Source organism: Leifsonia sp. fls2-241-R2A-40a (assembly GCF_030209575.1).
GTDB lineage: Bacteria > Actinomycetota > Actinomycetes > Actinomycetales > Microbacteriaceae > Leifsonia.
Map to the genome: position 1 here is coordinate 3,043,894 of NZ_JARVRS010000001.1, position 23,860 is coordinate 3,067,753.

Sequence of the window (23,860 nt, forward strand, 5' to 3'; positions counted from 1 at the left end):
CGCACACAGCCCGCAGGATACGGCGGCAGCACTTCCCAGCATCGGGCCGATGGCGTCCCCGCACCCAACATCCCCACATCCACGACACTGTGAGGACGGTCGACAGATGGCGCTCACGCCACCCCATTCCCGTTTCGGGACCGTGCCAGGCCCGCAAGGCCTGTACGACCCTGCCCATGAGAAGGACGCCTGCGGCCTCGCCATGGTCGCGACCCTCCGCGGCACCGCCGGGCACGACATCATCGACGCCGCGCTCGAAGCGCTGCGTCACCTGGAGCACCGCGGCGCGGTCGGCTCCGACGCCGGCACCGGCGACGGCGCGGGCATCATCACCCAGGTGCCGGATGCGTTCCTCCGTGCCGTCACCGGCTTCGAGCTCCCGGAGGCCGGCCGGTACGCCGTCGGCAACGCCTTCCTGCCGACCGCCGAGAACGAGCGCGCCGAGGTCAAGTCGGCGCTGGAGGCCATCGCGGCCGAGCACGAGCTGACCGTGCTGGGCTGGCGCGAGGTGCCGGTCCGTCCCGACGAGCTCGGAACCCTCGCGCGCCAGGCCATGCCGGTGATCGAGCAGCTGTATGTCGCCTCGACGCGCCACGATGACGACGGCGACCTCGTCTCCGGCATCGCGCTCGACCGTCAGACGTTCTTCCTGCGCAAGCGTGCCGAGCGCGAGCTTGACCTGTACTTCTCGTCGCTGTCGAGCCGGACCCTCGTCTACAAGGGCATGGTGACCACGCTCCAGCTGGAGCCGTTCTACCCGGACCTCTCGGACGAGCGCTTCGCCTCGAAGCTCGCGCTGGTGCACTCCCGGTACTCCACGAACACGTTCCCGTCGTGGCCCCTCGCGCAGCCGTTCCGGATGATCGCGCACAACGGCGAGATCAACACGGTGCAGGGCAACCGCAACTGGATGCGCGCCCGCCAGTCGCAGCTGGAGAGCGAGCTGCTGGGCGACCTGCGCCCGATCTTCCCGATCGTCACGCCCGGCGCGAGCGACTCCGCCTCGTTCGACGAGGTCGTCGAGCTCATCTCGCTGAGCGGGCGTCCGCTCCCGCACGCCGTGATGATGATGGTGCCGGAGGCCTGGGAGAACCAGACCGAGATCGACCCGGTCCGCCGCGCGTTCTACGAGTACCACTCGATGCTCATGGAGCCGTGGGACGGCCCGGCGGCGATCGTCTTCACCGACGGCACGCTCGTCGGCGCCACCCTCGACCGCAACGGGCTGCGCCCCGGCCGGTACGTCGTCACCAACGACGGCCTCGTGGTGCTCGCCTCGGAGATCGGCGTGCTCGACATCGAGCCGAGCCGCGTCGTCCGCAAGGGCCGGCTGCGCCCGGGCCGGATGTTCCTGGTCGACACCGAGGCCGGCCGCCTCATCGAGGACGAGGAGATCAAGTCCGACCTCGCCGCCGGCGCGCCCTACGGCGAGTGGCTCGACGAGGGCCGGATCAACCTGAAGGACCTCCCGGAGCGCGAGCACATCGTCCACACCCCGGCGTCGATCGTCCGCCGGCAGCGGACATTCGGCTACACCGAGGAGGAGGTCCGCGTCCTCCTGAAGCCGATGGCGACGACCGGCGCCGAGCCGCTGGGTGCGATGGGCTCGGACACGCCGGTTGCGGTCCTCTCCCAGCGTCCGCGCCTGCTGTTCGACTACTTCACCCAGCAGTTCGCGCAGGTCACGAACCCGCCGCTCGACTCCATCCGCGAGGAGGTCGTCACCTCCCTGAAGCTCGGCCTCGGCCCGGAGCGCAACCTCCTCGACGCCGGTCCGGAGCACGCCAAGCAGGTCGTGCTCGACTTCCCCGTGATCGACAACGACGAGCTGGCGAAGATCCAGCACATCGACCCCCGGCCGGGCAGCACGCTGACGACCACCGTCCGCGGCCTGTACCGCTCCGACGCCGGGCCGGATGCGCTCGAGCGCCGCCTGGCGGAGATGTGCGACGAGGTCGATGAGGCCATCGCGCAGGGCGCCCAGTTCATCGTGCTCAGCGACCGCGACTCCACCAAGGACCTCGCGCCCATCCCGTCGCTGCTGATGCTCGCGGCGGTGCACCACCACCTCATCCGCTCGGAGACCCGCATGAAGGCGGGCCTGATCGTCGAGGCCGGCGATGTCCGCGAGGTGCACCACGTCGCGCTGCTCATCGGGTACGGCGCCTCGGCGATCAACCCATACCTGGCGATGGAGACCTGCGAGGAGCTCGTCCGCAGCGGGATGATCACCGGCGTCAGCCCTGAGAAGGCGGTCAAGAACGTCATCAAGGCGCTCGGCAAGGGCGTGCTGAAGATCATGTCCAAGATGGGCATCTCGACGGTCTCGTCGTACGCGGGCGCCCAGGCCTTCGAGGCCGTCGGCCTCAGCCAGCGGTTCGTCGACCAGTACTTCACCGGCACTACAAGCAAGCTGGGCGGCGTCGGGATCGACGTGATCGCGGCCGAGAACCTCGCGCGGCACGAGAGCGCCTACCCGTCGGAGGGCGCGGCCCTCGCCCACGAGCGGCTCGCGACCGGTGGCGAGTACCAGTGGCGCCGCGACGGCTCGCCGCACCTCTTCAACCCCGAGACGGTGTTCCGGCTGCAGCACTCGACGCGCACCAGGCGGTACGACGTCTTCCGCGAGTACACGAAGCTCGTGGACGACCAGTCCGAGTCGCTGATGACCCTGCGCGGGATGTTCTCGCTCAAGACGGGGGAGCGGCCGCCCGTTCCGCTCGAGGAGGTCGAGTCCGTCGCCTCCATCGTCAAGCGCTTCTCCACCGGCGCGATGAGCTACGGCTCCATCTCCCAGGAGGCGCACGAGACCCTCGCGATCGCCATGAACCGGCTCGGCGCCAAGTCGAACACCGGCGAGGGCGGCGAGGACCTGGACCGTCTGCTGGACCCGGAGCGCCGCAGTGCGATCAAGCAGGTCGCCTCCGGCCGGTTCGGTGTGACGTCGATGTACCTGACGCACGCCGACGACATCCAGATCAAGCTGGCCCAGGGTGCCAAGCCGGGCGAGGGCGGTCAGCTGCCCCCGACCAAGGTGTACCCGTGGGTCGCGCGCACGCGTCATGCGACGGCCGGCGTCGGCCTCATCTCGCCGCCGCCGCACCACGACATCTACTCGATCGAAGACCTCAAGCAGCTGATCTTCGATCTGAAGCGCGCGAACCCGGGCGCTCGCATCCACGTCAAGCTCGTCTCCGAGTCGGGCATCGGCGCGGTCGCAGCGGGCACGGCGAAGGCGCTGGCCGACGTCATCCTGGTCTCCGGCCATGACGGTGGTACGGGCGCGTCCCCGGTGAACTCGCTGAAGCACGCGGGAACCCCGTGGGAGCTGGGCCTGGCCGAGACGCAGCAGACGCTGATGCTGAACGGGATGCGCGAGCGCGTCGTAGTGCAGGTCGACGGGCAGCTGAAGACCGGCCGCGACGTCATCGTGGGTGCGCTGCTGGGCGCAGAGGAGTTCGGCTTCGCCACCGCACCGCTGGTCGTCTCCGGCTGCGTCATGATGCGCGTCTGCCACCTCGACACGTGCCCGGTGGGAGTCGCGACCCAGAACCCCGAGCTGCGGGCGCGCTTCGCCGGCAAGCCGGAGTTCGTGGTCAACTTCTTCGAGTTCATCGCGGAGGAGGTGCGCGACTACCTCGCCGCACTCGGCTTCCGCAGCATCGAGGAGGCGATCGGCCACGCCGAGCTCCTGGACGTGGACCGCGCGATCGACCACTGGAAGGCGTCCGGTCTCGACCTGGCGCCCATCCTGCACGGTCCGGCGTTCGGCCCGGAGGCGCCGCGGCGCAACGGCCGCCAGCAGGACCACGAGCTCGAGAAGCACTTCGACGTGCACCTGATCGACGCCGCGCGCGACGTCCTGGAGCACGGCGGACGCATCGAGCTCGACCTCCCCATCCGCAACACCGAGCGCGCGGTCGGGACGATGCTGGGTCACGAGGTGACGGTCCGCCACGGCGAGAACGGCCTCCCGGCGGGGTCGATCGACATCACGCTCACCGGTTCGGCGGGTCAGTCGTTCGGTGCGTTCCTGCCGGCCGGCATCACGCTGCGGCTGGTGGGCGACTCCAACGACTACGTCGGCAAGGGGCTCTCCGGCGGCCAGATCGTCGTCCGGCCGGAGCCGGGCAGCGCCTTCGCCGCCGAGGACAACGTCATCGCCGGCAACGTGATCGGCTACGGCGCGACGCAGGGGAGCATGTTCATCCGCGGCATCGTGGGCGAGCGCTTCCTGGTCCGCAACTCCGGCGCGACCGCGGTCGTCGAGGGCGTGGGCGACCACGCGCTCGAGTACATGACCGGCGGCCTCGCCGTGATCCTCGGCGGGACCGGGCGGAACCTGGGCGCGGGCATGTCGGGCGGCACGGCGTACGTGTACGACCTGCAGCGCGAGCGGGTGAACCGCGAGGCACTCGCCAGTGGAGAGCTGGAACTGCTGCCGCTCGGCAGCGCCGACATCGAGATCGTCCGCGACCTGCTCGAGCAGCACGCGGCCGAGACCGGATCGACGCTCGCCACGCGGATGCTCGAGGACTTCGACGGCACCGTCGCGAAGTTCGTCAAGGTGCTGCCGCGCGACTACGCCGCGGTGATGCAGATGCGCCAGGAAGCCGCCGACGAGGGTCTCGACCCGGACGGCGACATCGTGTGGAACCGAATCTTGGAGGTGACCGGTGGCTGACCCGAAGGGTTTTCTGAAGACGACCGAGCGGGAGCTGCCCAAGCGGCGCCCGGTCTCCGTCCGCCTGATGGACTGGAAAGAGGTCTACGAGGCGCAGGACCCGGCGCAGCTGCGCCGGCAGGCCGGCCGCTGCATGGACTGCGGCGTGCCGTTCTGCCACTCCGGCTGCCCGCTCGGCAACCTCATCCCGGAGTGGAACGACCTGATGTGGCGCGGGGAGGGCCGCCAGGCGATCGACCGCCTGCACGCGACCAACAACTTCCCCGAGTTCACCGGCCGCCTCTGCCCGGCTCCGTGCGAGTCGTCGTGCGTGCTCGGCATCAACCAGCCGGCCGTCACGATCAAGCAGGTCGAGGTCTCGATCATCGACCAGGCGTGGCAGAACGGCTGGGTGCAGCCGCACCCGCCGGAGCGCCTCACCGGCAAGACGGTCGCCGTCGTGGGCAGCGGCCCGGCGGGTCTCGCCGCCGCGCAGCAGCTCACGCGCGCCGGCCACACCGTCGCCGTGTACGAGCGGGACGACCGCATCGGCGGCCTGCTGCGCTACGGCATCCCGGACTTCAAGATGGAGAAGAAGCACCTGGAGGCGCGGCTCAACCAGATGATGGCCGAGGGCACCCGCTTCCGTGCGGGCGTCAACATCGGCGTCGACATCAGCTGGGACGACCTGCGCGCCCGGTACGACGCGGTCGTGGTCGCGACCGGTGCGCTGGTCCCGCGTGACCTGCCCATCCCTGGCCGCGACCTCTCCGGCGTGCACTTCGCCATGGAGTACCTGGTGCAGCAGAACAAGGTGGGCGCCGGCGACGGCATCGCCGACCAGATCACCGCGGACGGCAAGCACGTCATCGTCCTCGGCGGCGGCGACACCGGTGCGGACTGCATCGGCACCGCGCACCGCCAGGGTGCCGCGAGCGTCACGAACCTCGCCATCGGCAAGCAGCCTCCGGCGGAGCGTCCGGGCCACCAGCCGTGGCCGATGACCCCGACCCTGTTCGAGGTCTCGTCGGCGCACGAGGAGGGCGGGAAGCGCGAGTACCTCGCGTCGACCGTCGAGTTCCTCGCCAACGAGTTCGGCGAGGTCCGCGCGCTTCGCGTGGCCGAGACCGAGTACCTGGACGGGCGCCGCGTGCCGAAGGCCGGCACCGAGCGCGAGATTCCCGCCGACCTGGTGCTGCTCGCCCTGGGCTTCACCGGTCCGGAGCAGGAGGACATCTCCGCTCAGCTGGGGCTCCCGTTCGACGAGCGCGGCAACGTCGCGCGCGACGGCGACTACCAGACCTCGCAGGAGGGTGTCTTCGTCGCCGGCGACGCCGGACGCGGTCAGTCGCTGATCGTGTGGGCCATCGCAGAGGGCCGGGCAGCGGCGGCGGCCGTTGACCGGTATCTTGAAGGGGAGACGCAGTTGCCGTCTCCGATCCGTCCCACTGACCGCGGCATCCTCGTCTGAGCGAGGCGATGCCCGCACGACCGGGCGCCACCCCACCGAACCACGCGCCGTCGGCGCAGAACAACGGAGCGAACAGAAAAGCATGAGAAGGGCGAAAATCGTCGCGACCCTCGGGCCCGCGACCTCAAGCTATGACAACATCCGCGCGATCATCGACGCGGGTGTGGACGTGGCCCGGATGAATCTGAGCCACGGCAGCTACGAGGTGCACGAGGGGGTCTACGCCAACGTGCGCAAGGCCGCCGACGACGCCGGCAAGCCGGTCGCCGTGCTCGTCGACCTGCAGGGCCCGAAGATCCGTCTCGGCAAGTTCGAGGCCGGTCCCTACGAGCTCGCCGAGGGCGACATCTTCAAGATCACCACCGAGGACATCATCGGTACCAAGGAGATCTCCTCGACGACGTTCAAGGGCCTCCCGAACGACGTCAAGCCGGGTGACTTCCTGCTGATCGACGACGGCAAGGTGCGCGTGCGCGTCGTGTCGGTGGACGGCCCGGTCGTCACCACCGAGGTGATCGTCGCGGGTCCCGTCTCCAACAACAAGGGCATCAACCTGCCTGGTGTCGCGGTCAACGTGCCGGCGCTCTCCGACAAGGACGAGGCCGACCTGCGCTGGGGCCTCAAGCTCGGCGCCGACCTGATCGCGCTGTCGTTCGTGCGGAACGCCGCCGACATCGAGCGCGTGCACGAGATCATGGCCGAGGAGGGTCGCAAGATCCCCGTCGTCGCTAAGATCGAGAAGCCGCAGGCCGTGGAGGCGCTCGAGGAGATCATCGAGGCGTTCGACGCCATCATGGTCGCCCGCGGCGACCTCGGTGTCGAGCTGCCGCTCGAGGCGGTCCCGATCGTGCAGAAGCGCGCGGTCGAGCTGGCCCGTCGCGCGGCGAAGCCGGTCATCGTGGCGACGCAGATGCTCGAGTCCATGATCTCCAGCCCGGTTCCGACCCGCGCCGAGACCTCCGATGTCGCGAACGCCGTCCTCGACGGCGCGGACGCGGTCATGCTCTCGGGCGAGACCAGCGTCGGCGAGTACCCGGTGGTCACGGTGCAGACCATGGCCAAGATCGTGACCTCGACCGAGGAGCACGGTCTGGAGCGCATCCAGCCGCTCGGCACGCGCCCCCGCACCCAGTCCGGTGCGATCACGCTGGCCGCCGTAGAGGTCGCCGACTTCGTCGAGGCGAAGTTCCTCTGCGTCTTCACCGAGTCGGGCGAGTCGGCGCGCCGCATGTCGCGCCTGCGCAGCCGCATCCCGATCCTGGCGTTCACGCCGGAGGAGTCGGTCCGCCGTCGCATGTCGCTGTTCTGGGGCGTCGAGTCGTTCGTCGTCGGACGCGTCACCCACACCGACCAGATGGTCGCCCAGGTGGATGAGGCGCTGAAGTCGACCGGCCGCGCGGTCGACGGCGACAAGGTCATCATCATCTCCGGTTCCCCTCCCGGGATCCCCGGAACCACGAACGACATCCGCGTGCACCGGGTCGGCGACGTCCTGTAGTACCGGTTGAGAAGGCCCCGCTCCGGCGGGGCCTTCTGCATGTCCGCCCTGCGCCCTCCGGCCGCTCCGCCCGCGCCGCAACTGCCAAAAACGGAGGACTTCCAACCCGGTTCGGCCACCGCATCCTCCGTTTCGCGCCCCCGACCGGCGTGTCGAATGCAGACACCTCCGTTTTCCACACAGCCCCGCCGCAGGATTCCGTGTCGGGAAGGGAGGATCATCCCGCCGCGCGTCGGGCGTGTCCTCCTCAGGTATGACGGGACGTCCGACCGCGGGATGAAGTCGCGTTTTACCAGGCAATCCGGAGGGTCGCGCGCGGCCGCCCGCGCGTATCCTCAGGCTATGGAACACCGTTGGTTGCGCTGGGCGCCCGCTGTCGTCGTCCCGGCCGTCATCGCGGCCGCTGTGGTCATCACCCCGCTGGCCGCGGGTGCCAGCGACTTGCCGGTGAGCACGCCGGCGGATGTGCTGCACCTCGTGGCTGCGAGCAACACGCGCTCCTTCTCGGGCACCGTCGAGCAGAACTCCGACCTCGGCCTGCCGAGCCTTCCCACGGCCACGTCGAAGGGGACGGACGACAACAGCGCCGCCGACCTGCTGGAGCTCGCCCTGGCCGACCACACCGCGAAGGTGTGGGTGGATGGGCCGGCTCGCGTCCGCGTCCAGGTCCTCGATCAGCTGGCCGAGCGGGATGCGATCCGCAATGGCTCCGACCTGTGGCTGTACCAGTCCTCGGGTGAGAAGGTCACGCACGCGACGCTTCCCGCGCACGCTCAGAAGGACGCGACTCCGCATGCGACGTCGCTCACTCCGTCGCAGCTGGCGCAGCGCTTCCTCGACGCCGTCGACCCCTCCACGAAGGTGTCTCTCGGCGATCCCACCCAGGTGGCCGGCCGCGACGCGTACGACCTCGTCCTGACGCCGAAGGCCGACACCACGCTCATCGGCACCGTGTCCATCGCCGTCGACGGCAAGACCGGCATCCCGCTGAAGGTCGCCGTGACCGCGCGAGGTGCGAGTGCGCCGGCGTTCGAGGCCGGGTTCACCTCGTTCAGCGACCAGAAGCCGGACGCCGACGTGTTCGCGTTCGCCCCGCCGAAGGGTGCGAGCGTCTCCGAGCAGAAGCTGCCGGACGCGGGGCGGATGCACGAGCCGGCCGGTTCGCACCCGATGCCGTCCGTCTCCGGCACCGGCTGGGCGACCGTCGTCGCCCTTCCCGCAGGTTCTGCTCCGAGCGCGGTGTCGGATGATCCGCTGTTCTCGCAGCTGACGCAGCCGGTGGACGGCGGACGTGCCCTGAGCTCGTCCATCCTCTCGGTGCTCGTCACCGCCGACGGCCGTGTGCTCGCCGGCTCGGTGCCGGTGTCGGCTCTGCAGGCAGCGGCGCAGGCGTCCGCCAAGTGACCGACGCGGCGATCGCGACCAGCGGGCTCACCAAGCGCTTCCGGTCGCGAGCGGTCGTCGACGGCCTCGACCTGAACGTTCCGCGCGGATCGGTCTTCGGTTTCCTCGGCCCGAACGGCTCGGGGAAGACCACGACCATCCGGATGCTGCTGGGCCTGGTCTCGCCGTCTGCCGGGTCGATCCAGGTGCTCGGTGAGGCGATGCCGGATCGCGGGGCGCGGGTGCTCCCGCGGGTCGGTGCCCTGGTGGAGGGGCCGGCGTTCGCGCCCTACCTGTCCGGCACCGCGAACCTGATGCGCCGCGACACCGCCGATCGGTACGCGCCCGGGTCGACGCGCCGCGCCCGGGTGGAGGCGGCGCTGGAGCGGGTGGGCCTCTCCCATGCGGCTGGCAAGCACGTCCGCGCGTACTCGCTCGGGATGAAGCAGCGCCTCGGCATCGCCGGCGCGCTTCTCACCGACCGCGACCTCCTGGTGCTCGACGAGCCGACGAACGGACTGGACCCGCAGGGGACGCGCGAGGTCCGGTCGCTGGTGCGGTCGCTGGCAGACGAGGGCACGACGGTGTTCGTGTCGAGCCACCTGCTGGCGGAGATCGAGCAGGTCTGCACCCATGCGGCCATCATGCGGACCGGACGCCTGGTCGCACAGGGCTCGCTCGACGAGCTGCGTCGGGGGTCGGGACCGCGGCTGGCGGTGGAGACACCGGACGCGTCGCGCGCGGCCTCCGTCCTGTCCCGCTTCGGTCTGGACGCCGTGCTGACCGGCTCCGGAGTGGAGGCGGCGCTCGGCGAGGTCGGACCACCCGCGGAGGAGCTGGCGGCGGCGCTCGTCCGCGACGACGTGCGGCTGCGCGGGTTCGTCGTGCGCGCGTCCAGCCTCGAGGAGCGCTTCGTGGAGCTCACCGGGGAGGGCTTCGATGTCGAGCAGTGAACTGACGGCGGCACCCGAGACGACGACGGCCGTGGTGTCGCTCGCGGCGCGCCGCGAGCGTCCGTCCGGCGGCTGGGCTCTGCTGGGATCGGAGATCTCCGTCATGTTCCGGCGCTGGCGCACCTGGGCGATGCTCGGTGCGCTGGCCGCCATCCCGCTCCTGATCGCCGTCGCCGTCCGGCTCACGGGCGGAAGCTCGCGCGGACCGGCGTTCCTCAGCGAGATCACCTCGAACGGACTGTTCGTCGCGTTCACCGCGCTCGTGGTCTGCGTGCCGTTGTTCCTGCCGCTGACGATCGGGGTCGTCGCCGGCGACACGATCGCCGGGGAGGCCAGCCACGGCACGCTCCGCTACCTGGTCATCGCTCCGGCGGGCCGCCTCCGCCTCCTGGGCGTGAAGTACGCGGGATGCGCGGTCTTCTGCATCGCCGCGGCGCTGGTCGTCGGCCTCGCCGGCACGCTGATCGGCGCGCTGCTGTTCCCGATCGGACCGGTCACGCTGCTCTCGGGCGTGCAGGTGAGCCCCGGGGAGGCGTACCTGCGGTTGCTGCTGATCGCCCTGTACATCGTGGTGTCGCTGCTCGGGCTGTGCGCGATCGGGCTGTTCCTCTCGACCCTGACCGACGTGCCGGTCGGCGCGATGGCGGCCACCGCCGTCCTAGCCGTCGTCTCGCAGGTCCTCGACCAGCTGCCTCAGCTGGAGGGACTGCACCCGTGGCTGTTCAGCCACTACTGGCTGGGCTTCGGCGACTTCCTGCGCGACCCGATCTCGTGGGATTCGTTCGGCCAGAACGCGCTGCTGCAGCTGGGCTACATCGCGGTGTTCGGTGCGCTCGCGATCGGCCGGTTCACGTCGAAGGACATCTTGTCCTGACCCGGCGCCTGTCCTGACCCGGCGCGCTGCTCAGGGGACGGTCTCGGCCGCCTGCTCCAGCTCGGAACGCGGGTGCTCGCGCTGCGTCGCGATCGTGACCGCGGCGGCGGCGCACACCACGAGGATGCCGACCAGCTGGATAAGACTGAACCGCTCGCCGAGCACGATCACCCCGAAGACGGTCGCGACGACCGGTCCGAAGCTGGTGATCACCGCGTACAGGCGCGGCGTGATGCGGCGCAGGATGAACGTGTCGAGGCTGTACGGGACAGCGGACGACAGCACGCCGAGCGCGAGCAGCAGGAGCAGCACGCGCGCATCCAGCTTGCTGTAATCGACGACGATGAGTGCGAGCGGAACCGTCAGCACCGTCGAGACGACGCTGGCCACGCTGAGCCCCTCCAGCCCGGGCAGCCGCATCGCCACCCGGCGGGTGAGCAGGATGTACGCGGCCCAGGCCGCTGCGGCGGTCAGGGCCAGGACCACCCCGATCGGGTCCACGCTGCCTTCGGTCGCCGTCAGCAGCAGGACTCCTGCGGCTGCCGCCACCGCGCATCCCGCGTCGAGCAGCCGCCGGGAGCCGACGAGCGCCAGAGCGAAGGGTCCGAGGAACTCGATGGTCGCGGCCATGCCGAGGCCGAGCCGTCCGACGGCCTCATAGAAGCTGAGGTTCATCGCGGCGAGCACGACTCCCAGCGCGAGAGCAGGCCAGAGCCGGCGCCAGGTCAGCTCCGCACGTCGGGGCCGGTAGAACGGCAGCACCGCGACTGCGGTGACGACCTGCCGGGCCGCGACGACGACGATTGAGCCGACCACGGGGATGAGGAGACCGGCCAGCGACGAGCCGTAGTTTATGCTGATCTCCGTCGCCACCTGGGTGCCCGCACCGACGAGGCGGTCGCGACGGGTGGAGCTCACCCGATCGAGCTTACCGGCGAGCGATCACACCGTGCGGCGCATGACCGCCCGCGTGGCGCTCGGTCGTCGTACGACGTCGAAGCCGCCGTCCCGGAACAGTGAGACGGTGCCGTGGTACCGTTCCGCCGCCGAGAGCGAGGGGCGGACCTCCGGGTCGACCGGATAGCCCTCCAGCACCTCCGCGCCCTGCGCCCTGGCGTGCTCCACCGCCCCCGCGAGCAGCGCCCGGGCCAGCCCCTGCTTCCGGAATTCGATGCGGACCACGAAGCAGGTCACCGCCCACGGGTCCTGCGGATCGTCGGCAAGGCGCTTCGTGATGGGGGAGCGGGCGAGGTTCGGATATGCCGAGAACGGCTCGACCGCCGACCAGCCCGCGGGCTCCCCGTCCACCCAGGCGATCACGCCGGGGGTTCCGGTGCGCACCTGGTCGTGCAGCCGGTCGTGGAAATCGTCACGCGACAGCTGGTCACTCTGCGCGCGGGGGATCTTGAACCACTGGCACCAGCATCCCGACGCGTCGCCGCGCGTGCTGAACACCGTCTCCAGGTCGTGCCAGACGGCCTCCTCGACCGGGCGGACCACTGTGTCGCTCATGCCTCGACGCTAGCGGCCGCATCGGTCGTCGGCCAGGAGGCATCGTCCAGGCACAGTCGCGCCACCAGGGTGGGGTGCTCGACGTGCGCGAAGTGCCCGGTCGCCGGCAGGACGACGGTGCGGAGGCCGGGCACGACCGCGGCGAGCCGCGCGTCGTCGGGGCCGGGTACGAACACGTCCCGGTCGCCGCGCAGGGCCATGACCGGGCAGCGGATGCGACCCCAGCGCGCCGAAGCGGGATACCGGCGGGCGCAGGCCACCGCGCGGACGAAAGCGGCCGGACGCAGATCGCGCGCGAGTTCGTGCGCGACGCCCGGGACGCGGCGGGCGAAGAGCGGCGAGGCGAGGAGCGCGAGGATCCCGGCCCGGTCGAGCGCGCGCACCAGCCGGACGCTGGGTGCGCCGAGAGCGGCGAGCACGCGCATCCCCTGCAGCAGGAGCATCAGCGGCGCGTACCCGCGGAACAGCGCGCCGGTGCTGAGGACGTCCGCCCGGCCGGCGAACGTCGTCGCCGAGATGAGGACGACGGACTGCGTCGCCTCCTGCTCCCGCACCGCCACCTCCAGTCCCACGAAGCCGCCCAGCGAGTGGCCGACCATGCGCCACCGCTCGTACCCGAGCGCCCGCGCGGCGGTCGCCGCGGCGGCGGCGAGCACCTCGACATCCAGCCCGGAGAGGTCGGCGGGGGAGTCGCCCCAGCCCGGCAGGTCCGGCACGACGAGGTCGGGGACCGGCACGCCGCGCTCTGCTTCCGCGGCGGCGATCAGTGGCGCCCACGTGGTCCACGAGCCCGCTGCGCCGTGGAGCAGGATGGTCGCCACGTCCGATTCACGCGGTGTACACCGCACGGCCATCGGCCCGGCATCCGTCTCGACGATCGTCTTCTGCACGCCTGTTGTTCGGAGCGGAGCGGCCGTAGGATGCGCGGCAAGCCCACCTGCGCCGAAGTCGCTCCGTGCGCGGGGACACGCCAGCCAGCAGGGAGTCCTGAATGACCGACACGACCACGGCGTCCGCCGCTCACGAACTGACCGAGGAGATGCTCGACCGACTGGACGCCTGGTGGCGTGCGGCAAACTATCTGTCGGTCGGTCAGATCTACCTGCTCGACAACCCGTTGCTGCGGCGCCCGCTCTCGCGCGACGACATCAAGCCGCGGCTGCTCGGCCACTGGGGCACGACGCCCGGGCTGAACTTCATCTACGCGCACCTCAACCGCGCCATTCGCGAGCGCGACCTCGACACCCTGTTCGTGGCCGGTCCCGGACACGGCGGCCCCGGGGTGGTCGCGAGCGCCTACCTCGACGGCACCTACAGCGAGCTCTACAGTGCGATCGACCAGAGCGAGGACGGCCTGCGCCGGCTGTTCCGCCAGTTCTCGTTCCCCGGCGGCATCCCGAGCCACGCCGCGCCGCAGACGCCAGGCTCCATCCACGAGGGCGGCGAGCTCGGGTACGCACTGTCGCACGCCTACGGCGCGGCCTTCGACAACCCCGGCCTGCTAGTCGCCGCGGTGGTCGGCGACGGCGAAGCGGAGACCGGTCCGCTTGCGACGGCGTGGCACTCCAACAAGTTCCTCAACCCGCGTCAGGACGGCGTGGTGCTGCCCATCCTGCACCTCAACGGGTACAAGATCGCCAACCCGACGGTGCTGGCGCGCATCCCGGAGTCGGAACTGCTCAGCCTGATGCGTGGCTACGGCTACGAGCCGTTCATCGTCTCCGGCGGCTTCGACGGCGAGGACCCGCGCGAGGTGCACAAGCGGATGGCCGCGACGCTCGACGAGATCCTCGACCGCATCGCAGAGATCAAGACGCAGGCCGAGGAGGGGACGCTGACCGGGCGCCCGTCCTGGCCGATGCTCATCCTCCGCACACCCAAGGGCTGGACGTGCCCGGCCGAGATCGACGGCCACCCGACCGAGAACAACTGGCGGTCGCACCAGGTGCCGCTGGCGAACGCCCGCGACACGGAGGCGCACACCCGGCTGCTGGAGAACTGGCTCTTGTCGTACCGCCCAGAGGAGCTGTTCGACGAGGCCGGACGCCCGGTGGAGCTCGTCAGCGGCCTCGCACCGGAGGGCGAGCGGCGGATGAGCGCCAACCCGGTCAGCAACGGCGGGCTGCTCCGCCGCGACCTGCGGCTGCCCGACTTCCGCGACTACGCGGTCGACGTACCGGCCCCGGGTGAGACGTTGGCGGAGGCGACGAAGGTTCTCGGAGAGTGGATCCGGGATGTGATGATCGCCAATCCGCACGACTTCCGCCTGTTCGGGCCGGACGAGATCGCTTCCAACCGCCTGCAGGCCGTGTTCGAGGACACCAGCAAGCAGTGGAATGCCGAATACCTGCCGATCGACGACGACAACCACCTCGCGCCGACCGGGCGCGCGATGGAGGTGCTCAGCGAGCACCAGTGCCAGGGCTGGCTCGAGGGGTACCTGCTGACGGGACGGCACGGCGTCTTCACGTCGTACGAGGCGTTCATCCACATCGTCGACTCCATGTTCAACCAGCATGCCAAGTGGCTGAAGTCGGCGGGTGAGGTGGCCTGGCGGCGACCGGTGGCATCCCTCAACTATCTGCTCAGCTCGCACGTCTGGCGGCAGGACCACAACGGCGCCTCCCACCAGGATCCCGGCTTCATCGACCACGTCGTGAATAAGAAGGCGGACGTGGTGCGCGTGTACCTGCCCTTCGATGCGAACACGCTGCTGTCCACCTATGACCACTGCCTGCGCTCGGTCGACTACGTGAACGTGGTCGTCGCGGGCAAGCAGCCAGCGCCCAACTGGCTGACCATGGACCAGGCGATCGCGCACTGCACCCGCGGCATCGGCATCTTCCCGTGGGCGGGCACCGAGGTCGAAGGCGAAGAGCCGGATGTGGTGCTCGGCTGCGCGGGCGACATCCCGACCCTGGAGACCCTGGCCGCCGCGGACATCCTGCGCCGGCGCCTGCCGGACCTCAAGGTGCGCGTCGTCAACGTCGTCGACCTGATGCGCCTGCAGACCGAGGGCGAGCATCCGCACGGTCTCAACGACCGCGAGTACGACGCGCTGTTCACGGTCGACAAGCCCGTGATCTTCGCCTACCACGGGTACCCGTGGCTCATCCACCGCCTGACCTACCGGCGCAACGGCCACGACAACCTGCACGTGCGCGGCTACAAGGAGGAGGGCACCACGACGACGCCATTCGACATGGTGATGCTCAACGACCTCGACCGCTACCACCTGGTCATCGACGTCATCGACAGGGTGCCGGGGCTGGCGTCCCGTCACGCCGAGCTGCGCCAGGAGATGCAGGATGCGCGGCTGCGCGCCCGCGAGTACACGCGCGAACGCGGCGAGGACATCCCCGAGGTCGCGGAGTGGACGTGGGGCGGCGGCGAACGCACGACCCGCTTCGACACCACCGGCGGGGACAACGACTGAGCCCGGTCTACAGCGGGTGCGCGGACTCCGGGTCGACCACGGTCAGCTCGGCGATCTTCGCCGCGCGGTTGTCGCCCGACGACCGGCCGGTGAGCCGGCGGCCCACCCACGGCAGCACGTAGCGGCGGTAGTAGTCGGCAGTGCGCCGCGTCTTCTCGCCGGGAGGCGCGGCAGCGACCTCCTCGACGCCCCACTCCGCCGGCACCGGGACGCCGAGAGCGGTGAGCACGTTGCTCGCGACGCGGGCGTGGCCCAGCGGACCCAGGTGGAGCCGGTCCTCCGACCAGTAGCGGCTGTCCTCCAGGCCTTCGTCGGCCCAGTTGTCCACGAAGGTGATGCCGTCCCGGGGGAGCATCGCGCGCACGGCGATCGCGAGTTCCTCTCCGCGACGGCGGATGAGGCCGCCGAGGGGGAGGTGCGCGCTGGGGTTCGCGCCGCTCAGGAGCAGCATGTGGCTGCCGGACGCGACGACGCGATCCGCCGCATCCATCAGGGTCTGCGCCACACCCTCGATGGAGACGCGCGGGCGCATGATGTCGTTGCCGCCGCCGTTCAGGCTGACCAGGTCGGGATGCTGCGCGATCGCCGGCTCCACCTGCTCGGCCACGATCGGGCCGAGCTTGCGGCCGCGCACGGCGAGGTTCGCGTAGCGGAACGGCGTCGTGGATGCCGCGGCCATTCCGAGCGCCACGAAGTCGGCCCAGCCGCGAACGCGTCCGTCGGGCAGATCGTCGCCCACGCCCTCCGTGAAGCTGTCCCCGATGGCGATGTAGCTGGTGAATGCGGTGGTCGGCACGGGTGCAACGCTACCGCGCCCGGCTACCATGGGCGGCATCGGCGCCGAGGCCGGATGAGGGGGCTCCCATGCAGAAGGTCAGCACGTTCCTGTGGTTCGAGAGCGGTGTGGAGGAGGCCGCGACGCTGTACACGTCGCTCATCCCGAATTCGAGCATCCTGGAGGTGAAACGGTTCGGGGAGGGCATGCCGAACGGGCTCGTGGTGCTCCGCTTCACGCTCGATGGAGTCGAGTACCAGGCGATGAACACGGGGCCCGCGGGCGGCTTCACCGAGGCGATCTCACTGTCCGTGGTGTGCGACGACCAGGCCGAGGTCGACCGGATCTGGGACGCGCTCACCGCCGACGGCGGCGAGGAGAGCATGTGCGGGTGGCTGAAGGACCCCTGGGGTGTCAACTGGCAGATCGTGCCCCGGCGCCTGCTCGAACTGCAGGCCGACCCGGACCGCGACCGCGCCGACCGCGCCAACCGGGCGATGCTCCGGATGCGGAAGCTCGACATCGCCGCGCTGGAAGCGGCCGCCGACGGCCGGTGAGCGGCGTCGGCTCCGCCGAAGTGCTCGCCGTTGCGCATCCACTCGGCGTGTTGAGCGCGACAACGAGCACCTCGGCGCTGCCGCAGCCGCGGGTCAGCGGGCCAGCAGGTCCTGCCAGCTGTTCAGGTGCTCGACGGTGACCCCGCCGTAGCCGCGCAGCGACGAGAGGGCCGCGCGGACCTTCGCCGTCTCCGACTCCAGCAGGGCCGCGGTGTCGTCGCCGAACGTCGCAGCCGGACCGCCCGCGACCTCGGGGGTGTCCGTCTCGACCCCGATGGTGAACGGGATGCGCTTCGCCGCCGCCGCTGTGGCGGCCGGCTTCGCGTACGCGATGATGCCGTCCGTCCCTGCGGCGTGGTCGCTGAACGCGACGATCGCGACGGACTTCAGGTGCGGGAGCAGCGCGTCGAACGCCGTGCCGCCGCCCGGCTGCGGCTTGGCCGCGAGCCACCATGGCAGATCGGCGCCGATCGGCACCGGGCCGGCGGCCGCCTTAGCCGCGTCGTACATCGTGTTCAGCTTGGCGACGACGGCGGGCAGCTCGCTGTCCGAGGAGACGACCCACGGCTCGACGTCGAACTGGACCGCGTCGAACGGCGCGGCCCGCAGGGCGGCCGACGTCCACGTCGCTGCGAGCGACGGATCGTCGGCCCACGCCGGATCGCCGCCCAGCGCGGCCACCTTGGTCACCCCGGCCGCGTGGAGCGCCGCCACCGACTCCGACAACCAGGCGGAGAACGGACCCTCGTCGGCCGCCCACGGCACGGACAGGAAGACGGTGTGCAGCTGGTGCGCCGCCGCGAACCCGGCGAGCGCCTGCGGCTCGAACTGCGGCATGCCCTCGCCGCGCGCATCCGTTGCCGGATCGATGGGGTTGCCCCACGCCCACATCCCGGTGATCGCCGAGCTGGGGGTCGTTGCGTCGACGCGTTGCGTCACGGCCGATGCGGGCGCTGCGGCAGCGAGCGACGACGCGGCCAGCCCGAGGGCGAGCGCCGAGACGACGACGGTGGAGCGGAGACGGAGGCCATCCATGGCACACCCTTCAGACGCGAAAACGTTCGGGGTGCTGCAAAAATCCGGGTGTGCAGCTCCTCCATCATCCCAAGATCTCGCGAGTCGTCTATGCCGCGTTCGGGGTACAAATTCGAGGGCTGATCAGTCCCGCCAGCCGAGCGCCGGGGCGATCTGGGTGACGATCGTCTCGAGCAGGTGTGCGTTGTAGTCGACGCCGAGCTGGTTGGGCACGGTGACGAGGAGGGTGTCCGCGTCCGCGACCGCCGCATCCTCGCGCAGCTCCTCGACGATCCGCTCGGGCTCGCCGACGTAGCTCTTGCCGAACCGGGCGAGACCGCCGTCGAGGTGCCCGACCTGGTCGTGCCGCTCGGCGAGCGCCGAGGCGCCGAAGTACCGGCGGTCGAGGTCGGTGGTGATCGGCAGGATGCTGCGGCTCACCGACACGCGCGGCTCACGCTCCCAGCCGGCCGCCTTCCATGCCTCGCGGTACTGCTGCAACTGCTCGAACTGGAGGTCGGAGAACGGGACCCCCGTGTCCTCCGTGAGCAGGGTCGAGCTCATCAGGTTCATGCCCTGCTCGGCCGTCCACACCGCTGTCGCGCGTGTGCCGGCGCCCCACCAGATGCGGTCGGACAGGCCGGGGGACTGCGGCTCGATCGCGAGGGCGCCGAGCTGGCCGCCGGTCATGGCCGGATTCGCCTCGGCGACGCCCGCTCCGGCGATCGCCGCGCGGAACAGTTCCGTGTGACGGCGTGCCATGTCCGCGTCCGTCTCGTCCTCGGCCGGGACGTACCCGAACGACTCCGACCCGCGCAGCGCGGTCTCGGGTGACCCGCGGCTGACGCCGAGCTGCAGCCTCCCGCCGCTGATCAGGTCGGCGGCCGCCGCATCCTCCGCCATGTACAGGGGGTTCTCGTACCGCATGTCGATCACCGCCGTGCCGATGTCGATGCGCTTCGTGCGGGCTCCGATCGCGGCCAGCAGCGGGAACGGCGACGCCAGCTGCGGGGCGAAGTGGTGGACCCGGACGAAAGCGCCGTCCGCGCCGAGCTCCTCGGCGGCCACGGCGAGCTCGATGGTCTGGGTGAGGGCGTCGGCCGCGGTGCGCGACACGGAGCCGGGGATGGGTTGGTAGTGCCCGAAGCTGAGGAACCCGATGCGTTTCACATCCACTCCAATCGGTCCTCCTCGCAGACTATTCCGCCGCGCTAGGGTCGGGATATGGCGGAGTGGCTGTGCGCGACGTGTGCGGTGGAGTACTCGAGCGGCGAGCATCCGCCGGCGACGTGTCCGATCTGCGAGGACGAGCGGCAGTACGTGCCGCCGACCGGTCAGGAGTGGACCACGCTGCAGCGGCTGCAGCGCGAGGGCGAGCGCGTCGTCGTCACCGAGCTCGAATCCGACCTGTACGGCTTGCGCAGTGAGCCGCGGGTCGGCATCGGCCAGCAGAGCATGCTGCTGCGGACCCCGGAGGGCAACCTGCTCTGGGATCCGACCGGGTACGTCGACGAGGCCGCGGCTGCGGCGGTGCAGGACCTCGGCGGCGCGGCCGTCGTCGCGACGAGCCACCCGCACATGTTCGGCGCCCAGGTGACGTGGTCGCGGATGCTTGGGGACCCGCCCGTGCTCGTCAACGCCGCAGACCGGCAGTGGGTGCAGCGCGAGGATGCGGCCATCCGGTCGTGGAGCGGCGAGGTGGAGGTCCTACCCGGCGTGACCCTGCGGACGGTCGGCGGCCACTTCCCGGGCAGCGCGGTCGTCCACTGGGACCGCGGGGTCGTGCTGAGCGGCGACACCGTGTTCCCGGGGCCGTCGCAGCGGTGGGTGACGTTCCAGCGCAGCTTCCCGAACGACATCCCGCTCTCGGCGGCGGTCGTCCGGCGGGTGGCCGACGCGGTGTGCGACCGGCCCTTCGACCGGATGTACGGCAACCTCGGGAACGTCATCCCCCGGGATGCGCGCGGCGCGGTGCTCCGTTCGGCGGACCGCTACATCGGCTGGGTCAGCGGAGCGTTCGACCACCTGACCTGACGCGGCAGGTCGCGGTTCAGCGGCCGCCGTTCAGAGGAACGGCGCGAGCTCCAGCTCCATGGCCGGCTTCGGCTTGGCGCCGATGATCGTCTTGACCACCTCGCCGTTCTGGAACACCTTCATCACGGGCAGCGCCAGCGCCTTGTAGGCGACGGTGCTCTCCATGTTGTCGTCCGCATTGATCTTCACGATGCGGATGCGGTCGGCGTGCTCGGTCTGCAGCTGCTCCAGGATGGGCCCGAGCGCCCGGCACGGACCGCACCACTCCGCCCAGAACTCGACGACGGTGGTGCCCGGGGCGGCGAGCACATCCTCCTGGAACGTGGCGTCGGTGACGCTCTCGATCGTGGTCATGGCAGCACGCTAAGCCCTGACCTCGGGGGCAGGGTCAAGCGGTGACGCGCCGATCCTGTGCGAGCATGGAAGGAGGAGGTGCGCATGGAGATCCTGAGCCCGCAGCAGATCCGCGAGTCGTTCGTCAACTGCTCCCGCAGCGAAGCCGAGGAGCTTCCGCTGCCACCGGGTCTGCACGAGGTGGACTGGACCCGGCGCGAGTACCTGGGCTGGCGCGACCCGCGGCTGCCGCAGCGCGGCTACGTCGTCATCCCGACGGCGGACGGTCCCGTGGGTATCGCGCTGCGCGCCTCCGAAGCGTCCATGCGGTCGCACGTGCCGTCGATGTGCGGCTGGTGCCAGGATGTGCACCTCACGAATGACGTCTGGTTCTGGTCCGCGCGGAGGGCGGGACAGGCCGGCCGCAACGGCGACACCGTCGGCACGCTCGTCTGCGGTGCGTTCGAGTGCAGCGCGAACGTGCGCCGCACCCCGCCGCCCTCCTACGTCGGCTTCGACGCCGACATCGTCGTTGCGGAGCGGATCGCTGGGCTCGCCGAGCGCGCCCGCCGGTTCGCGGCGACGGTGGTCGGCGCCCGGATCTGACCGGGCGCCGACGACACCTGGGTCCGTGCTCAGCGCACGACGTACTTCTGGAGCTGCGCCGCCACGCTCGAGGTCACGGCCGACGGACCGCCGAGGATGACGATCTTCTTCGGCTTCAGCCGCTGCAGCTCCTTGATGGTCGAGGGCTGGAGCCAGGTCGGCCAGGTCAGCAGCACCGGCGCCCGCGCCGCTCCTGCGACCGGCGCGCCCGACAGCGAGTCGGGGAACTGGTCGCCCACCGCGACGTAGAGCGTGGCCACGCCCGGCGCGAAGTTCGCGGCCGAGATCGCCGCGCTCGTCTCCAGACGGTTGCTCCCGGCGATGCGGGACACAGTGCCCGCGGTGAATTCGCGCAGGGAGGCGAGCACCGCATCCGACACCGCCGTCCGGCCGCCGAGCACCACGATGCGCTGCGGCTTCAGGCGACGCAGTTCGGTCGCCACCGAGGGCGGGATGTGCGCCGGCCTCACCAGCAGCACCGGGCCGGGCTTCGCGCCCGCCGCGACGGCGGCGCCGGAGAGCGCATCCGGGAAGTCCTGACCGGTCGCGATGTAGCCCACTCCGGGACTCGGAGCGAACGCCTTCGCCGAAACCGCTGCGCTGGTCTCGAAGCGGTCGGAGCCGGCGACGCGGCTGACGCCGCCCGAGGTGTACGCACCCAAGGAGGAGAAGACGGAGGCGGTGACCGCGTTCGCCCCGCCGAGCACCACGATCCGCTGCGGCTTCAGCCGCTTCAGTTCGTTCGCCACGACGGCCGGGACCGAGTACGGCTGCACGAGAAGCACCGGACCCTTCCCAGCGCCCGCCGCCGCTGCACCCGACAGCGCATCCGCGAAGCCGTACCCGGACGCCACGTACGCGACGGGAACGCCCGCCGAGAAGGTCGCCGACAGCGCGGCGCTCGTCCCGAACCGGTCGGCGCCGGAGACGCGGTTGCCGAGCGCGAACGCCTGGAGGTCGCTCAGGGCGCCGTTGAACACATCCTGATCGCCCGGGAAGAAGCCCGCCGCGCGGAACTGCCAGAAGGTGAACGAGCCCCATCCCGCCGGCATCGTGCCCGCTCCGGTGGCCGGATCGTTGGGGTAGTTGGCGATGAAGAGCGGGTGGTTGCCGAAGCCGCCGTTGCCACCCGTGCACCGGTTCCACCAATTCGTGTTGGTGTAGATCGCGGGCGGACGGCCGGTCAGGGCGAGCGTCGTGTTCACGAAGTCGGAGATCCAGCCCACCATCTGCGCCGGGCTGAGCCCCCAGCACGTGTCGAGCCCGTTGTTGTACGGGTTGAACTCGATGTCGAGCAACGGCGGGAGGGTGCGGCCGTCGGCGACCCAGCCGCCGCCGTTCTGAACGAACCAGCGCGCCTGGGCGGCGCCGCTCGAGGTGCTCGGGGTGGCGAAGTGGTAGGCGCCGCGGATGAGGCCGGCAGCGTACGAGCCGTTGTACTGCTGGCTGAACTGGCTGCTGCGGTAGTCGGTGTCCTCCGTGGCCTTCACATAGGCGAACTTGGCGCCGTTGGCAGCCACGGACGCCCAGTTCACGTTCTCCTGCCAGCCGCTGACATCCAGGCCCGGCACGCCGGGCGGGAACCCGGCCACCATCGGAGCGAGCGACTGCGTCCCGGCCACGGGGGAGTCCTCGCCCGGCTGGACGCTCGGGCCGACGGGCGCGGCGGACTTGGCTGACGCATCCAGGTCGAAGGTGGAGCCCATCGCGTGGTTACGGGCCGCGTTCTGCTGCTCCAGCGACGGGTCGCCGGCCGCGACCGGACCGCTTGTCGTCGTGGGTGCTGGCGGCGCCGTCGGCTCCGCTCCCGCGGCGGGTGCGACCAGCCCCGTCAGGATGAGGGCGGAGGCGGCCGCCGTCCCTGCGATGGACGCGGCAGCGCGCCGGAGTCGTGTGTGCATTGCGATTGCTCCCCTGTGAACGAGCACGGCGGCTCGCTGCCAGGGTAGGCCGGATCGGGGAGGTGTCCAGGATTACGGGCGGGTGTCCGCCGATCCCGGAGGAGTCGTGCCGCTGGTGGGACTCGAACCCACACGCCCTTTCGGACAAAGCATTTTGAGTGCTCCGCGTCTGCCATTCCGCCACAGCGGCGCACAACAACCCCTGAAGAATACCGTAGGCTTTTGACCGTGACTGACCAGGAGACCTCTTCAACCGCACCCCGCCGCGTCGTCGTGGCGGAGGACGAATCGCTCATCCGCCTCGACATCGTCGAGATCCTGCGCGACAACGGTTTCGAGGTCGTCGGGGAGGCCGGAGACGGCGAGACGGCGGTCGCCCTCGCGACCGAGCTGCGACCGGATCTGGTCATCATGGACGTCAAGATGCCCCAGCTCGACGGCATCTCCGCGGCCGAGCGTCTGTCGAAGGACCACATCGCTCCCGTCGTGCTGCTGACGGCCTTCAGCCAGAAGGAGCTCGTCGAGCGCGCCACCGAGGCCGGTGCCTTGGCCTACGTCGTCAAGCCGTTCACGCCGAACGACCTGCTGCCCGCGATCGAGATCGCTCTCGCGCGGTACCAGCAGATCATCGCGCTGGAGGCCGAGGTCTCCGACATGGTGCAGCGCTTCGAGACGCGCAAGCTCGTCGACCGCGCGAAGGGCCTCCTCAACGAGAAGATGGGCCTCTCCGAGCCGGAGGCATTCCGCTGGATCCAGAAGGCGTCGATGGACCGCCGCCTCACCATGCACGATGTGGCCCAGGCGATCATCGACCAGCTCGCGCCGCCCAAGAAGTAGCCAGCCCCCGGGA

At 70.6% G+C, this 23,860-nt stretch carries 19 protein-coding genes and 1 tRNA gene; 11 read left to right on the forward strand and 9 right to left on the reverse strand.

All coding sequences use genetic code 11. The features are described 5' to 3' along the window. The first annotated feature begins 106 nt into the window (after nucleotides 1–106). From gltB to QRN40_RS15075, 6 genes are all read left to right on the forward strand, one after another. Complete coding sequence (gene gltB, locus QRN40_RS15050) at nucleotides 107–4,684, forward strand: glutamate synthase large subunit (RefSeq protein WP_285116555.1); 4,578 nt, start codon at nucleotides 107–109, stop codon at nucleotides 4,682–4,684. After that, complete coding sequence (locus QRN40_RS15055) at nucleotides 4,677–6,134, forward strand: glutamate synthase subunit beta (RefSeq protein ID WP_285116557.1); 1,458 nt, start codon at nucleotides 4,677–4,679, stop codon at nucleotides 6,132–6,134. Before gltB ends, QRN40_RS15055 begins: the two co-directional genes overlap by 8 nt. 82 nt (nucleotides 6,135–6,216) lie before the next feature. Next, nucleotides 6,217–7,632: a pyruvate kinase gene (pyk, locus tag QRN40_RS15060; RefSeq protein WP_285116559.1), complete on the forward strand. Its 1,416-nt coding sequence runs from the start codon at nucleotides 6,217–6,219 to the stop codon at nucleotides 7,630–7,632. Nucleotides 7,633–7,974: 342 nt separating this feature from the next. After that, the gene (locus tag QRN40_RS15065) at nucleotides 7,975–9,036 is read left to right on the forward strand and encodes a LolA family protein (RefSeq protein WP_285116562.1); all 1,062 of its coding nucleotides are present in this window, start codon (nucleotides 7,975–7,977) and stop codon (nucleotides 9,034–9,036) included. After that, nucleotides 9,033–9,968, forward strand: coding sequence for an ABC transporter ATP-binding protein (locus QRN40_RS15070; protein WP_285116564.1), 936 nt, complete (start codon nucleotides 9,033–9,035; stop codon nucleotides 9,966–9,968). The genes QRN40_RS15065 and QRN40_RS15070 overlap by 4 nt, the downstream gene beginning before the upstream one ends. Next, entirely contained in the window at nucleotides 9,955–10,842 is an 888-nt protein-coding gene (locus tag QRN40_RS15075) for an ABC transporter permease (RefSeq protein ID WP_285116565.1), read from the forward strand. The genes QRN40_RS15070 and QRN40_RS15075 overlap by 14 nt, the downstream gene beginning before the upstream one ends. A gap of 30 nt (nucleotides 10,843–10,872) precedes the next feature. On the opposite strand, the gene QRN40_RS15080 is transcribed toward QRN40_RS15075, so the two are convergent. The 3 genes from QRN40_RS15080 to QRN40_RS15090 are packed head-to-tail and all read right to left on the reverse strand — an operon-like array spanning nucleotide 10,873 to nucleotide 13,244. Continuing rightward, nucleotides 10,873–11,760 carry an EamA family transporter gene (locus QRN40_RS15080; RefSeq protein ID WP_285116566.1) on the reverse strand — a complete coding sequence of 296 codons (888 nt, stop codon included), beginning with the start codon at nucleotides 11,758–11,760 and terminating at the stop codon, nucleotides 10,873–10,875. A 24-nt stretch (nucleotides 11,761–11,784) separates the two neighbouring features. Next, nucleotides 11,785–12,354, reverse strand: a complete 570-nt coding sequence (locus QRN40_RS15085; protein WP_285116567.1) for a GNAT family N-acetyltransferase — start codon at nucleotides 12,352–12,354, stop codon at nucleotides 11,785–11,787. After that, the gene (locus tag QRN40_RS15090; RefSeq protein ID WP_285116569.1) at nucleotides 12,351–13,244 is read right to left on the reverse strand and encodes an alpha/beta fold hydrolase; all 894 of its coding nucleotides are present in this window, start codon (nucleotides 13,242–13,244) and stop codon (nucleotides 12,351–12,353) included. The genes QRN40_RS15085 and QRN40_RS15090 overlap by 4 nt, the downstream gene beginning before the upstream one ends. Nucleotides 13,245–13,345: 101 nt before the next feature. Here QRN40_RS15090 and QRN40_RS15095 point away from each other — a divergent pair, with 101 nt between their 5' ends. Next, on the forward strand, nucleotides 13,346–15,790 hold the full coding sequence (locus tag QRN40_RS15095; RefSeq protein WP_285116571.1) for a phosphoketolase family protein: 2,445 nt from the start codon (nucleotides 13,346–13,348) through the stop codon (nucleotides 15,788–15,790). 7 nt (nucleotides 15,791–15,797) lie between these two features. Here the strand turns inward: QRN40_RS15095 and QRN40_RS15100 are convergent, their stop codons facing one another. After that, a complete protein-coding gene (locus QRN40_RS15100; RefSeq protein ID WP_285116573.1) occupies nucleotides 15,798–16,586 on the reverse strand; it encodes an SGNH/GDSL hydrolase family protein in 789 nt (262 codons plus the stop codon). A 68-nt stretch (nucleotides 16,587–16,654) separates the two neighbouring features. Here QRN40_RS15100 and QRN40_RS15105 point away from each other — a divergent pair, with 68 nt between their 5' ends. Continuing rightward, the gene (locus QRN40_RS15105; RefSeq protein WP_285116574.1) at nucleotides 16,655–17,122 is read left to right on the forward strand and encodes a VOC family protein; all 468 of its coding nucleotides are present in this window, start codon (nucleotides 16,655–16,657) and stop codon (nucleotides 17,120–17,122) included. Between the two features lie 93 nt (nucleotides 17,123–17,215). On the opposite strand, the gene QRN40_RS15110 is transcribed toward QRN40_RS15105, so the two are convergent. Continuing rightward, the gene (locus tag QRN40_RS15110; RefSeq protein WP_285116577.1) at nucleotides 17,216–18,157 is read right to left on the reverse strand and encodes a hypothetical protein; all 942 of its coding nucleotides are present in this window, start codon (nucleotides 18,155–18,157) and stop codon (nucleotides 17,216–17,218) included. 123 nt (nucleotides 18,158–18,280) lie between these two features. Continuing rightward, nucleotides 18,281–19,312 (reverse strand): LLM class flavin-dependent oxidoreductase, encoded by a 1,032-nt coding sequence (locus tag QRN40_RS15115; RefSeq protein WP_285116578.1) that lies wholly within the window; start codon nucleotides 19,310–19,312, stop codon nucleotides 18,281–18,283. A gap of 48 nt (nucleotides 19,313–19,360) precedes the next feature. Between QRN40_RS15115 and QRN40_RS15120 the strand changes: the two genes are divergently transcribed. Continuing rightward, complete coding sequence (locus QRN40_RS15120; RefSeq protein ID WP_285116579.1) at nucleotides 19,361–20,170, forward strand: MBL fold metallo-hydrolase; 810 nt, start codon at nucleotides 19,361–19,363, stop codon at nucleotides 20,168–20,170. A 30-nt stretch (nucleotides 20,171–20,200) separates the two neighbouring features. Here QRN40_RS15120 and QRN40_RS15125 read toward each other — a convergent pair whose 3' ends face one another. Beyond that, on the reverse strand, nucleotides 20,201–20,524 hold the full coding sequence (locus QRN40_RS15125) for a thioredoxin family protein (RefSeq protein WP_285116580.1): 324 nt from the start codon (nucleotides 20,522–20,524) through the stop codon (nucleotides 20,201–20,203). Between the two features lie 84 nt (nucleotides 20,525–20,608). Here QRN40_RS15125 and QRN40_RS15130 point away from each other — a divergent pair, with 84 nt between their 5' ends. Beyond that, nucleotides 20,609–21,109 carry an FBP domain-containing protein gene (locus QRN40_RS15130; RefSeq protein ID WP_285116581.1) on the forward strand — a complete coding sequence of 167 codons (501 nt, stop codon included), beginning with the start codon at nucleotides 20,609–20,611 and terminating at the stop codon, nucleotides 21,107–21,109. A gap of 29 nt (nucleotides 21,110–21,138) precedes the next feature. Here QRN40_RS15130 and QRN40_RS15135 read toward each other — a convergent pair whose 3' ends face one another. Then, on the reverse strand, nucleotides 21,139–23,010 hold the full coding sequence (locus tag QRN40_RS15135; protein ID WP_285116582.1) for a cell wall-binding repeat-containing protein: 1,872 nt from the start codon (nucleotides 23,008–23,010) through the stop codon (nucleotides 21,139–21,141). A 107-nt stretch (nucleotides 23,011–23,117) separates the two neighbouring features. Then, nucleotides 23,118–23,200, reverse strand: a tRNA-Leu gene (locus QRN40_RS15140). Nucleotides 23,201–23,238: 38 nt separating this feature from the next. Between QRN40_RS15140 and QRN40_RS15145 the strand changes: the two genes are divergently transcribed. After that, a complete protein-coding gene (locus QRN40_RS15145; protein ID WP_285116583.1) occupies nucleotides 23,239–23,847 on the forward strand; it encodes an ANTAR domain-containing response regulator in 609 nt (202 codons plus the stop codon). Nucleotides 23,848–23,860: the final 13 nt, after the last annotated feature.

What these genes read in the sequence shown, in the direction of transcription:
- gltB (WP_285116555.1), top strand. Translation starts at nt 107, where the DNA reads ATGGCGCTCACGCCACCCCATTCCCGTTTCGGGACCGTGCCAGGCCCG.
- pyk (WP_285116559.1), top strand. Translation starts at nt 6,217, where the DNA reads ATGAGAAGGGCGAAAATCGTCGCGACCCTCGGGCCCGCGACCTCAAGC.
- QRN40_RS15065 (WP_285116562.1), top strand. Translation starts at nt 7,975, where the DNA reads ATGGAACACCGTTGGTTGCGCTGGGCGCCCGCTGTCGTCGTCCCGGCC.
- QRN40_RS15075 (WP_285116565.1), top strand. Translation starts at nt 9,955, where the DNA reads ATGTCGAGCAGTGAACTGACGGCGGCACCCGAGACGACGACGGCCGTG.
- QRN40_RS15085 (WP_285116567.1), bottom strand. Translation starts at nt 12,354, where the DNA reads ATGAGCGACACAGTGGTCCGCCCGGTCGAGGAGGCCGTCTGGCACGAC.
- QRN40_RS15095 (WP_285116571.1), top strand. Translation starts at nt 13,346, where the DNA reads ATGACCGACACGACCACGGCGTCCGCCGCTCACGAACTGACCGAGGAG.
- QRN40_RS15105 (WP_285116574.1), top strand. Translation starts at nt 16,655, where the DNA reads ATGCAGAAGGTCAGCACGTTCCTGTGGTTCGAGAGCGGTGTGGAGGAG.
- QRN40_RS15110 (WP_285116577.1), bottom strand. Translation starts at nt 18,157, where the DNA reads ATGGATGGCCTCCGTCTCCGCTCCACCGTCGTCGTCTCGGCGCTCGCC.
- QRN40_RS15120 (WP_285116579.1), top strand. Translation starts at nt 19,361, where the DNA reads ATGGCGGAGTGGCTGTGCGCGACGTGTGCGGTGGAGTACTCGAGCGGC.
- QRN40_RS15125 (WP_285116580.1), bottom strand. Translation starts at nt 20,524, where the DNA reads ATGACCACGATCGAGAGCGTCACCGACGCCACGTTCCAGGAGGATGTG.
- QRN40_RS15130 (WP_285116581.1), top strand. Translation starts at nt 20,609, where the DNA reads ATGGAGATCCTGAGCCCGCAGCAGATCCGCGAGTCGTTCGTCAACTGC.
- QRN40_RS15135 (WP_285116582.1), bottom strand. Translation starts at nt 23,010, where the DNA reads ATGCACACACGACTCCGGCGCGCTGCCGCGTCCATCGCAGGGACGGCG.